The sequence below is a fragment of the Owariibacterium komagatae genome (genome assembly GCF_045865535.1).
Lineage (GTDB): Bacteria > Bacillota > Clostridia > Oscillospirales > Ruminococcaceae > Ruthenibacterium > Ruthenibacterium komagatae.
Window position 1 is genome coordinate 317,497 of record NZ_AP031406.1, and the last position, 13,627, is coordinate 331,123.

Below are 13,627 nucleotides of genomic sequence, written 5' to 3' on the forward strand. Positions count from 1 at the left end.
ACAAAGACAAACCCTCCTGCGTCGGCGGGAGGGTTTGGTCAGATTACTCCTCTTCCTCAACGGATGCAGATGTTTCCTGAACAACACCATTCACAATCACGTTGACTTTGGAAACAGTGATACAGGTCATATTCTGCACAGCGCTTTTTACATTTTCCTGAATCTGCTCGGAGAGCTGCGGAATTTTGCATCCGTATGTCACCACGACATTGACAGTAATTTCCGCCACATCATCGCTCAGCTCCACAACAATCGGTTTTTGAATCGGCATTTTCCGAACAAAAGCAAACCCTTTTCCTGACAGAACACCGCCGGAAACATAGCGTACGCCCTCCACTTCCAATGTGGCCAGTTTGGCAATTTTAGCAATGACATCCGTCGAAATCTGTAAGCTGCCCTTCATCGCACCGGAATTCGTAACTTCCATTCTATAAGCCTCCTGCCTTCCCGGCATACGCGGCAGACACCGCACACTTTTAGAATATTATAGCATTACTTCCGGTATTTAACAACCTATTTTACTTCTACAATGCTGATATTTTTCGCTTCCGTCTCCATTTTGCTCAAAATAATATCCCGTAGCTGTGCAACTTCTGTCTTATCCAGGCCTTCTGCACCTGTTTTTACAGCTAAATTGATCTTATCGCCCTCAATAAAAGCAACACAGTCCGCAAAACCTTTGGCTTTCACCATGTTTTCGATGTCGCTTTCAATCGTGATGCTCTCTAAAGTATTGCTGAGCGTCGCTGTAAGCGATTCCTTTTCTTCAGTGCTTAAACTTGCATCCTTCAAACTTTTCTGCAGCGTATCAAGCGCTTCATCACGGGTTTTGGTCCTGGTCAGACGCGCCTGTTCAAAATACTTTTCATTGCTGTCTTCATCGGCACTGACCAGTTGTGCTTCTCCGTAATTTTTATCCGGCAGTGCTTCCAAAACCGGCTGCGTTTCCTGCTCTTCATCCACCTCGGCGTTGACGGCGGTTGTCTGCTGCAGTGTATACGGAGTATCTCCTTTCGCGTATTCCCAGTTCAGGTAAACCGCCACCCCAAGAGCAATCACCAAGGTAAGAAGAGTCAGTTTCCGTTTGCTTTTTGCGCTTTTCATATGCAATCCTCCGTCTAAATCTTTTTTGTAACGCAGATCCGGTTGCTGGGCAGATCAAGTACGACTGACACCAGCTCGGTAATGCGCTCAATCACTGCAATATCATCTCCGCCGGAACAAACCACTGCAACCCCTTTGATATCAGGGACGAGCTGCTCTTCCACCAGTGCCTGTTTGCCGGCGCCGCTATCAAAAAGAATATGTTCATTTTGAAAAGAAGAATCCCGTTGAACCGTCCCCTCCTCATCTTCCCGCGTGCTGGTCTGGCTTTGCTCATTTTGCGCATACACCGTTTCCGGTCCGCTTTCCAATGTGAGCATCACGGTAACTTCTCCGGCTCCCTGCACCTGGCCAATTACTTCTGTCAACTGTTCTTCAATCTTCTTTTGATAATCACTCTCTGTCTGATACGAAGAGTCTGCAGCTGGCTCGGTATTGCTGTCCGTTGAAAAGAATCCCGAAAAGCCGATCAGAAGAATTCCTGCAATTCCCAAAAGGAAGAGCCCGTTTTTTCTGTGAACGATCTTTGACCACTTTTCCTTGAATGTATCCATCGTTTCGACAATCCCTTTCATGAAATACATGTAACCTCGACATCTGTTTCCCATAGAGCCTGGATATAAGAGCGCACCGTATCAGGATCTGCAGATGTCTTCACGATAAGCTGACCGACCTCTACTTCGCCAGACTCAGAACACTTCAATTGAATTTCCACTTCAGCCTGAATTCCCTTTGCCAGAAGCTCTTTTTCCAGCTGCCTGCTCAAATTCTGTTCGGAAGCGCTCAAAATCTCCTGCTGTGTATCCAAAGAACCTGTATCGGCGACAACCGAAACTTCTTCCATCTGCCAGTCCCAGGAGGAATCAACCACCGGAGAAAGTGCAGTTACTAAAATATATAATGTCAACACAAGCTTTATGCCCGAAATCTGTTTTTTCGCGCTGATAAACTGCTGCAGAATTCCCGTCGTGATACACGCCAGGCTTACCGTTAAAACCCACTGGCGCATCTGTTCCATTTTATGCACTTCCGTTTCCCAAAAGAATCATAAGCACGGTGGTAGATACTACAACAAAGGAAAAAAATACAACTATCGCAAGTTGAAGCTGCAGATAATCGGTCATCCCCCGAAGGAGTTTTCCGCAAGTTGCGTTTCCTGTTGCGCCGGCAATGATTTCACCGATAAAAAAGAGAAACTGACTTACAACGCATTTTATAATCAAAGGCAAAAACGTCAGCGCGATAATCAGAATAGCGGCAAATCCAACGGAACCTTTCAAAAGCTTGACACCTGCCAAAACGCTTCCCATGGCGTCAGAGACCGCTTTCCCCACCACCGGAATACTGCTGCTGAGCAAAAACTTTCCGGTTTTTAGTGCCAATGTATCTGTGCTTTGAGCAAAGACACTTTGAAGCGTTAAAAGTGTGCCAAAAACAGTTGCGCAAAACGTGAGCAACCAACGACCCCATTTAGCGATTCCTCTGGTGAGAGCCGAAAAATCAACAGGTGTTTCCATAATTCCGCAAGCATTCAAGACAAGCAGCAGTTGAAGGATTGGTACACCGAAATTGCACAAAAGCGCGGCAATCAGATTGGCAAACCCTAAAAACAAACCGCCATAAACCGCTGCCGTGCCCGCTTGGCCGCAGCTGACCATTACCGATGTAAACACGGGAATGAAAACCGCAAGATATGTTCTGCAATTCTCCAGACTTGCTTTTAAATCCTGAATCATCTGCAGCAAAAGCGGGCTGCATAGGAGAAAAACCGAAACAGCTACGATCATGTCAAAACTGGTTCCAAGCCCGCTCAACGCTTTTTCACTGCACAAACTTTTGACGACTCCTGCGAGAACCAGAATCCCTGCCAAACGAGCAGCCAGACGAATCGGTGCCTGCACAGTTCCTTTTAATTGTGAAGAAAAGAAATCCCACAAATCACGCAAGGACATTGAGCGAAACTCCTGGGCGGTAAGAGGCGCCTCATCCATGGTCTGCTGCCAGGCCGGTGGAATTTCAAACAAACCCGTTTCGGCGTCAGGTTGTGCCGCAAAGGCCGCCGAACAAAGCAAAAAAGCAAAAAGCAAAATAAAACATCCTTTTTTCATCGAAGCAGCTCCTGAAGAGTGGCAGTAAACGTTCTCAGCAGTGGCAAAGCGGTAATCAAGACAGCGGCTTTTCCCGCAACATCTACTTGTCCTGCCAGTGCTTGCTGTCCTGCGTCGCTGCATAAATCTCTAAGATTTTGAGTCAGCAGAACAATGGCGGCAGCCTTCAGCACACAGGACAAATTCTCGAAATCAGACAGCCGGATCAATCCCAACAGCCATTCAAGAACCGGCGAAAAAAGTTCCAACGCCCAGGACAGCAGCACAGCGCATGCAGCCAGTGCAAACAGCAAAGCATATCCTTGTCCATATTGTTTTAAAAGGCTCAGCATCACAACTGCGAGAAGCGCAAACACCAGAATTCGTAAAAGATCCGTCATAATGAAAACAAGTCCTTGATTGTTTCGAACAGCGTACTGATCTGCTCGATAATCATCATCAAGACAACGATCAGACCTGCCAAAGTTGTCATCATCGCCTGTTCTTCGCGGCCAGAACGGATGAGCAGTTGATTCAAAACCGCTACAATGATGCCGATGGCTGCTATTTTAAAGACAAAATCAATATTCACAGTCCTTTTTCTCCTTTACCGCGAATTTTAAAGCAGCAAAAGCGCCGCCATCCCGCCGAAAGAAAAACCCATCACTCGGTAGAGTTTTTTCTGCTGATCGCATTCTTCTCTTGCGTTGCGTACAAGCAAGGAAAGCTGCGATGCAGAATATTCCAAAAGCTTTTCTTCCTGTCCGGTCGGAAGATTTGTTAAACCAGATAAGCAACTGACAAAATATTGAAATTCGTGCTCATGTATAAGAACTTTATACCGTTCGTAAAGTTCTTCCAGAACACGGCTCAAATCCGCGCGTAAGGATGGCCCATCCGACAAACCGCCAAAAGGCAGTCGCAACTCCCGTAAAAGAAGGTTCTGCGAAGCCTTTTGAAGAATTTCATAAGTAGAACCAATTTCAAACCGAAGCGAATCGTGTAAATGGTTCAAAACGATAATCATATCTTCCAGAAGCCGCACACGTCGTGTCAGCTGCTCTCCCTTTTGCCAGCCTGCTGCTCCGCAAGCAAAAAAAATCAACACCGCTCCCGCCAGTTTAAATCCCACTTGAAACATTGCAGACCTCCCGAATTCTACCCGGCGCAAGATGACCTTCCAAAAAAACAACCGAATCGAATGCCCCTGTTTTAAGCAGCGCCTGATATTGGGGGCGCCTCATCAAACCGATCATATCTTTTGCATGGATGGATACTAAAAGCCTTACACCCGCATTTGCCGCCTGTTCAATCGCCGTCACGTCATTCAGGTCTCCCACTTCATCGCAAACAATAACATCCGGTCCCAGACCGCGCAGTGCATGCTGCATGCCGATATGCTTGGGATAACCTGATAAAACATCGCAACGACCTGGCGGCAAAAATGCAAAGCCAGTACTGCCAACAGGGAATAATTCGCCTCGTTCATCCACGACTGCTGTCTGCCAGTTTACATCCGACAGCACCTGTACCGCCGCCCTCAGCAAAGTGGTTTTTCCGCTTCCCGGCTCCCCTGCCACAATCATGCCGCTTTTCATATCACGCAGAGTCCGACAGAATTGCGGAGATAGTCTCAAAACTTCTTTGCGGGCAATCCGAATATTGAGACTTGTGATATTTTGAACAGTCAACCGCCCGGTTTCGGGATAAAAGGCACTTCCGCCAACACCGACACGGTGCCCGCCCGGCAGTGTAAGGTATCCGTTTTCCAACGCACGCGCCTGACTGTGTACAGAGTATCGACAGAGCGCTAAAAAGCATCTGTTTATCATTTCATGCGAAAGAGTCCAGCTGTCCTGTGTACTGGCCGTTACCGGGCCGCGGGAAGAAAACAAAATGTCTGTTCGCCCTGCGCCAATGCAGCAAAGCGGACGATTGGATCGCAGCCGGACTTCCGTAACAGTCTGTGCCTTTTCTTCTTCCAGGCGCTGCATTGGCGCTGAAAGTTCCGGTGGAAGCCATCGAATCACATCATAATAGGCATCCATTTTTTCACCATCCTTCAATCTTGTTTCAAATATATGAAAGCAGGACAGGCATTAGAACAAAAAACGGGAAAGCTCCATCAAGGAAGCTTTCCCGTAAAAGAGAAACAATCTTTACTTTTCAAGCATCGCCAGCAGTTCCGCTTCATTCAAAATTGGAATTCCAAGCGATTGTGCTTTGGTCAGTTTTGAACCAGCAGCCTCGCCTGCTACCACATAACTGGTCTTCCGGGAGACGGAAGATGCCGCTTTTCCACCGTTCCGGGTAATCAGCTCTTCTGCCTGCGTTCTGGACAAAGTGGGAAGAGTTCCTGTTACGACAAAGGTCAAACCTTTCCACGTCTCGCCTTTTTTCTCTCCATGATAAACCATGTTTACGCCCGCTTGGCGAAGACGGTCAATCAGGTCCCGTGTCCCCTCTTTTGCAAAAAAGTCAAGAACGCTGTCTGTCATAACACCGCCAAAGCCATCGATTGCGTCCATCTGTTCTGCGGTAGCCTGCATAACCGCATCCATGGAGCCAAAAGCTTCTGCCAGCAAAGCCGCCGCTTTACTGCCAATGTTACGAATGCCCAAAGCAAACAAAAGCTTATCCAAATTGTTCTGCTTGGACGCTTCAATGGCAGTAAGAAGATTGGAAACAGACTTTTGCTTAAACTTCTCCAGCTGAAACAGCTGATCGGCCGTCAGGTCATAGATGTCAGCCGCATTGCGAACGTATCCCTTATCCACAAGCTGGGCCGCCACAGCGCTTCCCAACCCATCGATATCCATTGCGGTACGGCTGGCAAAATGAATAATGTTTCGCAGCGTCTGAGCCGGACATTCCGGATTGGTGCAGCGCAAAGCCGCCTCTTCCTTCAGGTGCGAAACCGGTTCTCCGCAGGACGGACATACCCGCGGCATCTCAAAAGCAGCCGCATTGGGACCATGCTTTACAACAGTTACTACTTCTGGAATGATGTCGCCAGCTTTTCGGACACGAATGGTGTCCCCAAGGCGAATGTCCAAATCCCGAATAAATGCTTCATTGTGAAGAATTGCACGGGAAACAGTTGTTCCCGCCAAAAGAATTGGATCAAATACTGCCGTGGGCGTCAGAACGCCGGTTCGTCCTACAGACACTTCAATGTCCTGCAGAACAGTTTCCTTTTCCTCGGGCGGGTACTTGAATGCAATCGCCCAACGCGGATATTTGGCGGTACTGCCAAACATTTCACGCTGCGCAAAAGAATCCACTTTTACAACAGCGCCATCGATATCGTATGGAAGCGTCCCCCGTAATTCTCCGATTTTTTGAATCTCTTCCAGAACCGGTTCGATGGAATCGAAGCGGGTACGGCGAGGAGACACCGGAAATCCCAGAGAAGCAAGATACTCCAAACTTTCTTTATGCGAAGTAAGTTCTTTTCCCTCAATTTGCTGCAAATTAAAAATAAACAGCGATAATCCGCGGCTTGCAGTAATGCTGCTGTCTTTCTGACGCAACGATCCTGCGGCTGCGTTGCGTGGATTTTTAAATGGCTTTTTGTCGCTTAATTCTTGTTCTTCCACCAGTTTCAGGAATGCTTCTTTGGGCATATAAACTTCGCCGCGAACTTCCAAAAATGCCGGCGCATTTTCAAGTTTCTTTGGAATATCACGAATTGTCGCAAGGTTTTCTGTTACATCTTCGCCCACTTCGCCGCCACCACGAGTGGAGCCCCGCACAAAAACACCGTCGCGATATTCCAGGCTGATGGAAAGGCCATCAATCTTGGCCTCCACCACATACTGCGGCTGAATCCCGGACTCTCGAATTCGGCGGTCAAATTCCACAACCTCTTCCAACGAAAACACGTCCTGAAGACTTTCCATTTTAACAGTGTGAACCACTTTTTCAAATTTGGAAGAAACGCTTCCGCCAACATGCTGCGTATAAGATTCCTGCGTCACAAAATCCGGATGATCGGCCTCAATCGCCTTTAAACGCTGTGTAAGCTGATCAAATTCATAGTCATCCAGCTCAGGTGCATCCAAATCATAATATAGATGACTGTGGTATTCAATTTTCTTTTTCAGTGCTTCGTATTCTTCACGAAGATGTTGATTTTCCAATTTTTTCACCTCATTGGACGTCATGTTTTCTCAAACGCTTCTATTGTGCGGTTATTATACCACAAAACACGGAGAAAACGCCACTGCCCTTTACGAACTGGCGTAAAATTGCGGCACTTCTCCCACAATCAAAGTCTGGGCAACACAAATTTTATTTTCTACCGTAACACTGGTCGAATAGCCGGGTAAAATAGCGCTCATCTCAACTTTAAAATCGATAAAAATTCGATGCTGCGTTTGATTAATCCCGGCAGTTTCCAAAGAATCCTGAATATCGCTTTCCACAAATGATGTCGGCAAGATTTGGAGATGGATATTGGGGCCTCGCCCGGCCAGGAGCTGCCATCCGGTTAAAGTACCCAGAGGAATGCCAATATCCTGCTTCTGAATTCCAAGGAGGCGATTGGTAACCGCATCTGTCAATCTCGCCTGAAGGCGGTTCATCTCAACAGAATCAATGTCAACCGATACCACAGAGCCATCTTCTCGGGTCACAACACGAACCAGGCGCTCATCAATATCAGGGTCTTCCTCCAGTTCATCCATCACCGCTTCGTTCATAGCTAAAATGGAAATAACACGGCATTGGTACTCTGCCATTGTCGTAATCACAGGACGCAGCTGCATATCGATTTCAATCAAAATCAGAAACAAAATACTCAGAAACAATAATAGTTTTGTCCAGCCCCTTAATCGAAAAACAGTCCTGCGGTACCTTGGTTTTCGCACAGAGCCATCCTCCTTCCGTGCGGGTTTCGTAACAGTATATTCCGTCGGAAGGAAAATTGTGCGAAAAAAGGCCTCGTTTTACGAGGCCTTTTGTCAAAATCTTTTAGATGGAAATTGCATGAGAAATATCCAGCAAAGCTGTGTCAATCGTTTTGTACATCGACAATGCAACAGAAATATCATAATCGACGATGGACTCCGCACGGGTAGCCACAACGCGGTTGAAAATTCCTTTGTTGATCAACTCAATGGCATGATAACCCATACGGCTGGCGGTAACACGATCGCGCAAAGTCGGAGAGCCACCACGCTGCACATGTCCCAGCACCGTCGCGCGGGAATCGATTCCTGTACGTGCCTGAATCTCATTGGCAATATCAGAAGCCTTACCGGCACCCTCAGCTACAACAATGATGAAATGCTTTTTACCGGTTTTCTGAGTTTCCTTCATTTTGGAGATGACATCACGATCCAGATCGAAGGGGACCTCCGGAATCAAAGTGACCAGAGCGCCTACCGCAATGCCGGTGTTCAGAGCAATGTAGCCGGCATTACGACCCATTACCTCAACGACAGAACAACGGTCATGGCTCTGCGTGGTATCACGCAGTTTGTCGATCATTTCAACTGCGGTGTTCATCGCCGTATCATAACCAATGGTATAGTCGCTGCACGCGATATCGTTGTCGATCGTACCGGGGATGCCGATGCAGGGAATGCCCTGCGCCGCCATGTCTTTAGCGCCGCGGAAAGAACCGTCACCGCCAATGACCACCAGTGCGTCAATTCCCGCCTCACGGCAGGCCTGTGCAGCTTTTTGCTGACCTTCCAGCGTTTTAAACTCCAGGCAGCGGGCCGTATACAGAATGGTACCGCCGCGGTGGATGATTTCAGACACGCTGCGAAGATTCATATCGACAATATCTCCCGTCAGCAGACCATTGTAGCCATGGCGAACACCCTTCACCTTATAACCCTTAAAAAGCGCAGCGCGCACAACAGCACGAATCGCAGCATTCATGCCAGGAGCATCACCGCCGCTAGTCAGCACACCAATTGTTTTGATCTCGCTTGACATAGATGTTATCCTCCTTCAAATATCCTCTCTTCTGCTGCCTCTTATTATAAACATTTGTTGCGTCAAATTCAACCGGTTTTGTTATAAAATTATCGGACTTTCACATTTCCCTTACCTAAAATGCGCTCCAGTTCCGAGAAAAGAAGGTCATTTTTAACACACCAGAGCGAACGCGGTGCACGCATACGCTTGTTGGTATCCTCAAAATACATGTATACCGGGCAGTCACCCTCAAAAATGCTCAGCAGATTTTTGACTTCTTCAAAAGAACGGCTGTTCATGGACGAAAGTTTCAGCCAAAGCTCATTTTTTGTATTTTTATTGCCACTATCTACAGTCAAATCCTTTTGGTAACGACTGATATCCGTGATTTTTTCTGCAATGATTTTGCTGGCCTCATCCTCTTTGTAGGAAACACGGCCGGAGATCACAACTACTGCATTCTCCCGTACTGCCTCAGAACACTGTAAAAGGATTTTCGGGAAAGCAAGAACTTCAATCGTACCACTGAGGTCTTCCACTGTAATGAACGCCATTACTCCGCCTGATTTTGTATTGATGGTCTTGCTTCGGACAATGGTACATACAACGCATACACTCTGATTGTCGTATTGATGCGCATCCTCGCCGTTTAAATCGGAAATTTTACAAGTGGAATACTGTTCGATGGCATCCCGGTGCTGATTCAACGGATGGCCGGAAAGATACAAACCGCTTACTTCCTTCTCCATCTGCAGGAGAGCATCATAAGGATATTCCTCGCAATCCGGAATTTTGTAATCGCTGATTGCAGCTTGCTTTGCATCGCCAAAGCTGCCGAACAGATCCATCTGCCCATCCAGATTTTTGCGGGAATCGTTCTCCACACTCTTCAAAATGCCTTCGACAGCTTCCATCATTCCGCGCCGCTTGGTCTCGATGTTGTCAAAAGCCCCTGCTTTGATCATGCTCTCAACCGCACGCCGATTGATTTCTGTCCCATGCATCCGGCGGCAAAAATCATACAGGCTTCGATAAGGTCCGCCCTCCTGACGCTGCTTTACAACCGTGGCAATCAAATTGCGGCCGACATTTTTCAGCGCCAGCAGCCCGAACCGAATGTCTTTTCCCTGTACGGTAAAGCCAATATCACTTGCATTGACGTCCGGCGGCAAAACCCGGATCCCCATGCGCTGGCACTCTGCAGTGTATTCAATCACCTTATCCGTATTATCCAGCACGCTTGTGAGCAATGCTGCGAAGAACTGCCGTTTGTAGTGCCGCTTCAAATAAGCGGTTTGATAAGCAACCACTGCATACGCCGCAGCATGGGACTTGTTAAAGGCATATGAAGCGAAACTGGACATCTCGTCAAAAATCGCATTTGCAACATCCGCGGGAATTCCATTGGCAACACATCCTGCGCATTCGTGGCCCGGTTCCTGATTCCCATAAACAAAATGCTGCCGTTCTTTTTCCATGACGTCGTGCTTTTTCTTGCTCATGGCACGGCGCACCAGATCCGCCTGTCCGTAAGAGAAACCCGCGAGTTCACGGCAAATCTGCATAACCTGTTCCTGATATACAATACAGCCGTTGGTCACGTCAAGGATATGTGCAAGCTGCGGTGTTTTATACCGAATGTTTCCCGGATTATGTCGATTGGCAATGTACGTCGGAATGGACTCCATGGGGCCGGGACGATACAGCGAAATAATAGCGATGATATCCTCAAGGCTACGAGCTTTCAAGCCCATAATTGCCTGCGTCATTCCGCCGGATTCCATCTGAAAAATTCCCAGAGTCTCCCCGGCATTCAGCATGTCATAAACCTTGGGATCATCATAAGGGATTTTCTCCATTGAAAAATCCGGATCTGTTTCACGAACCATTTTTTCCGCGTCGCTGATCACAGTCAACGTCCGCAGCCCCAAAAAGTCCATCTTGAGCAGGCCGAGTTCCTCGATGGTTGTCATGGTAAACTGCGTGACCGGATTGCCATCGTTGGTTGCAAGGGGAACATACTCGTCAGCAGCCTCCCGGGTAATGACCACGCCAGCAGCATGGGTGGAAGCATGCCGGGGTATCCCTTCCAGCTTCAAAGCTGTATCGATCAGTTCGCGGACCTCTGGTTCCGCTTCATAACGAGCTGCCAACTCTCTGGAAGTTTTCATCGCTTTTTGAAGCGTCATTTTCGGCTCCATGGGAACCAACTTCGCAATGGTGTCAACTGCCTGATAAGGCATGTCCAAAACACGCCCTACATCTCGGATGGCGGCCCGCGCAGCCATTGTTCCAAATGTGACGATTTGCGCGACGTGATCGGCGCCGTATTTGCGAATTACATAATCAATAACTTCCTGCCGCCGTTCATAGCAAAAATCCACATCAAAGTCAGGCATCGAAACACGTTCCGGATTCAGGAAACGCTCGAAAAGCAGGTTGTACTGAATCGGATCAATATTTGTAATTCCAATACAGTAAGCCGCAAGGCTGCCAGCGCCGGAACCACGTCCCGGTCCCACAGGAATCCCCTGGCTTTTGGCATAATTGATGAAATCAAATACAATCAAGTAATAATTGATGTATCCCATTCGATCAATAATTCCGATTTCATAATCAAGGCGCTGACGGATCTCCGGCGAAACCTGCGGTCCGTAGTGTTTATGCAGGCCCGCCTCACACAGCTGAACAAAGTAATCTTTGTTATCCATGCCATCCGGCGCTTCGAAGTACGGCAGCTTTGTCACGCCGAATTCGAAATCAAAATTGCACATTTCAGCAATCTTGTTGGTATTTTCGCAAGCTTCCGGCCAGGCAGAAAAAAGGTCGTACATCTCCTGTGTGCTTTTCACATAAAACTCATCTGTACCAAATTCCAGCACATCGTCATCGTGTACGGTCTTGTTCGTTTGGATACAAATTAAAACATGCTGCATCTTGGAATCTTCCTGGCGCAGATAATGCGAATCGTTTGTTGCCACCAACGGAATACCAGTTTCCCGGGACAAACGAACCAACAGCGGCAACACGCGCCGCTGCTCCTCGATTCCATGATCCTGAATTTCAATATAATAGTTTCCTTTTCCAAACAGGTTCTCGTAGTAAAGCGCCAACTGCTTGGCTCTTTCGTAGTCGCCCGCCAACAGCGCCTGTGGCACTTCACCTGCCAAACAGGCCGACAAGCAGATCAGGCCCTCATGATGACGTTCCAGCAGTTCATGGTCGATCCGCGGCTTATTGTAAAATCCTTCGATAAAACCGGCGGAAACCATTTTGATCAGATTCTTGTAGCCAATTTCATTTTTACACAAAAGAACCAAATGGTAAGATCCGTCAATCCGATTCACTTTGTCGAACCGGGTTCTGGAAGCCACATATACTTCGCAGCCAATGATCGGTTTGATCCCTGCTTTTTTGGCAGCCTTGTAAAAATCCACGCAACCGTACATCGCACCGTGATCCGTAATCGCCACGGCCGTTTGGCCCAATTCCTGGATTCGTTCCATGAGACGATCAATTCGGCATGCGCCGTCCAAAAGGCTGTATTCTGTATGCAAATGCAGGTGCGTAAATTGTTTCGTGAGATCAGGCATTGCAATTCCTTTCCATCAATGTGGCAGCAATTTGCTCAATTTTTTTCATTCTGTGAGACAACCCGGATTTGCTCAACGGCGGGTCAAATTGAAGCGCCAATTCTTTCAAGGGAAGATCCGGATACTTTTCGCGGCAGTCCGCCGCCACCCTCAATGTTTCCGGCAATGTTTCCAATGCGCCATTTTCTCGCAGATACTGGATAGCCTCAATGGTCTTGCCGCTTGCGGAAACAATTTTATCGATATTGGCCGTCTCGCAATTCGTGATACGGTTGGCTTTGTTTCGAAGGTCTTTATACACTTTCAGATTCATCAGCTGAAGCGAAGACCCCGATGCTCCCATATAAGTAAGCATATCCTCAATTTGCTCGCTGGCCTTAAAATAAAGCACGTTTCCCCCGCGTCTTCGGGTCGTCTTCGGTAAAAAGCCGTGACCCATCAAAAGCGCGCTGAAATCCTGAATCAGGCCATACCGGTTGGATAAAAATTCAAGGTTGTACTCTTTGCTTGGGTCCGTAATGGTTCCGCTGCATAAAAAGGCCGCTGAAATAAACGCCTGCACGCAGTGTTCGCATTGAAAAATTTTACTGTTAATGCGAAGGGAAGGCTCTGTGCCGGTGCCCCCAAACAAAGAAAACATCTTCTCGATCTGCTCGCTGTCTTTCACTGCGAACTCGTACATTCTGCTGTCTTCTTTACCGCGCGCATAAATTTTCCCTTCAACACCTGCCAGCGAAAACACCTTTTTCGCATATTGCGCAATACCGGTCCGCTCTGTATGCAGCACCATTCCTTTTGAATCAAAATATTTTCCAAAACAAGCCACTCCATAAGCAGCTGCAACTGCGCAGCAGCCTTCAGGGGGAATATGGCTCATGATTTCCTGCTTTACATCCTGGGAAAAACTCACGG

The 13,627-nt window shown here is 47.7% G+C and carries 14 protein-coding genes; all 14 read right to left on the reverse strand.

The features are described 5' to 3' along the window. Nucleotides 1–43: 43 nt before the first annotated feature. A complete protein-coding gene (locus ACKTS9_RS01685) occupies nucleotides 44–427 on the reverse strand; it encodes an Asp23/Gls24 family envelope stress response protein (protein ID WP_349216278.1) in 384 nt (127 codons plus the stop codon). Nucleotides 428–513: 86 nt separating this feature from the next. After that, on the reverse strand, nucleotides 514–1,104 hold the full coding sequence (locus ACKTS9_RS01690; RefSeq protein WP_349216277.1) for a SpoIIIAH-like family protein: 591 nt from the start codon (nucleotides 1,102–1,104) through the stop codon (nucleotides 514–516). Between the two features lie 14 nt (nucleotides 1,105–1,118). After that, on the reverse strand, nucleotides 1,119–1,679 hold the full coding sequence (locus ACKTS9_RS01695; RefSeq protein ID WP_407878598.1) for a stage III sporulation protein AG: 561 nt from the start codon (nucleotides 1,677–1,679) through the stop codon (nucleotides 1,119–1,121). Further along, nucleotides 1,676–2,122: a hypothetical protein gene (locus ACKTS9_RS01700; protein ID WP_407878600.1), complete on the reverse strand. Its 447-nt coding sequence runs from the start codon at nucleotides 2,120–2,122 to the stop codon at nucleotides 1,676–1,678. Before ACKTS9_RS01700 ends, ACKTS9_RS01695 begins: the two co-directional genes overlap by 4 nt. Before the next feature lies 1 nt (nucleotide 2,123). Then, on the reverse strand, nucleotides 2,124–3,212 hold the full coding sequence (locus tag ACKTS9_RS01705; protein ID WP_407878602.1) for a stage III sporulation protein AE: 1,089 nt from the start codon (nucleotides 3,210–3,212) through the stop codon (nucleotides 2,124–2,126). After that, nucleotides 3,209–3,592 carry a stage III sporulation AC/AD family protein gene (locus tag ACKTS9_RS01710; protein ID WP_349216273.1) on the reverse strand — a complete coding sequence of 128 codons (384 nt, stop codon included), beginning with the start codon at nucleotides 3,590–3,592 and terminating at the stop codon, nucleotides 3,209–3,211. Before ACKTS9_RS01710 ends, ACKTS9_RS01705 begins: the two co-directional genes overlap by 4 nt. Next, nucleotides 3,589–3,783, reverse strand: a complete 195-nt coding sequence (spoIIIAC, locus tag ACKTS9_RS01715; RefSeq protein WP_349216272.1) for a stage III sporulation protein AC — start codon at nucleotides 3,781–3,783, stop codon at nucleotides 3,589–3,591. The genes ACKTS9_RS01710 and spoIIIAC overlap by 4 nt, the downstream gene beginning before the upstream one ends. A 27-nt stretch (nucleotides 3,784–3,810) precedes the next feature. After that, on the reverse strand, nucleotides 3,811–4,332 hold the full coding sequence (locus ACKTS9_RS01720; RefSeq protein WP_407878605.1) for a stage III sporulation protein AB: 522 nt from the start codon (nucleotides 4,330–4,332) through the stop codon (nucleotides 3,811–3,813). Continuing rightward, nucleotides 4,313–5,239, reverse strand: coding sequence for an ATPase, T2SS/T4P/T4SS family (locus tag ACKTS9_RS01725; protein ID WP_407878607.1), 927 nt, complete (start codon nucleotides 5,237–5,239; stop codon nucleotides 4,313–4,315). Before ACKTS9_RS01725 ends, ACKTS9_RS01720 begins: the two co-directional genes overlap by 20 nt. A gap of 111 nt (nucleotides 5,240–5,350) precedes the next feature. After that, nucleotides 5,351–7,357: an NAD-dependent DNA ligase LigA gene (ligA, locus tag ACKTS9_RS01730; protein ID WP_407878609.1), complete on the reverse strand. Its 2,007-nt coding sequence runs from the start codon at nucleotides 7,355–7,357 to the stop codon at nucleotides 5,351–5,353. A 66-nt stretch (nucleotides 7,358–7,423) separates the two neighbouring features. Next, nucleotides 7,424–8,062 carry a sporulation protein YunB gene (gene yunB / locus ACKTS9_RS01735; protein WP_349216268.1) on the reverse strand — a complete coding sequence of 213 codons (639 nt, stop codon included), beginning with the start codon at nucleotides 8,060–8,062 and terminating at the stop codon, nucleotides 7,424–7,426. A gap of 103 nt (nucleotides 8,063–8,165) precedes the next feature. After that, a complete protein-coding gene (gene pfkA / locus ACKTS9_RS01740; protein WP_407878611.1) occupies nucleotides 8,166–9,140 on the reverse strand; it encodes a 6-phosphofructokinase in 975 nt (324 codons plus the stop codon). 89 nt (nucleotides 9,141–9,229) lie between these two features. Beyond that, nucleotides 9,230–12,715: a DNA polymerase III subunit alpha gene (locus ACKTS9_RS01745; protein WP_407878614.1), complete on the reverse strand. Its 3,486-nt coding sequence runs from the start codon at nucleotides 12,713–12,715 to the stop codon at nucleotides 9,230–9,232. Further along, on the reverse strand, nucleotides 12,708–13,625 hold the full coding sequence (whiA, locus tag ACKTS9_RS01750; protein WP_407878616.1) for a DNA-binding protein WhiA: 918 nt from the start codon (nucleotides 13,623–13,625) through the stop codon (nucleotides 12,708–12,710). Before whiA ends, ACKTS9_RS01745 begins: the two co-directional genes overlap by 8 nt. Between the last annotated feature and the right edge of the window lie 2 nt (nucleotides 13,626–13,627).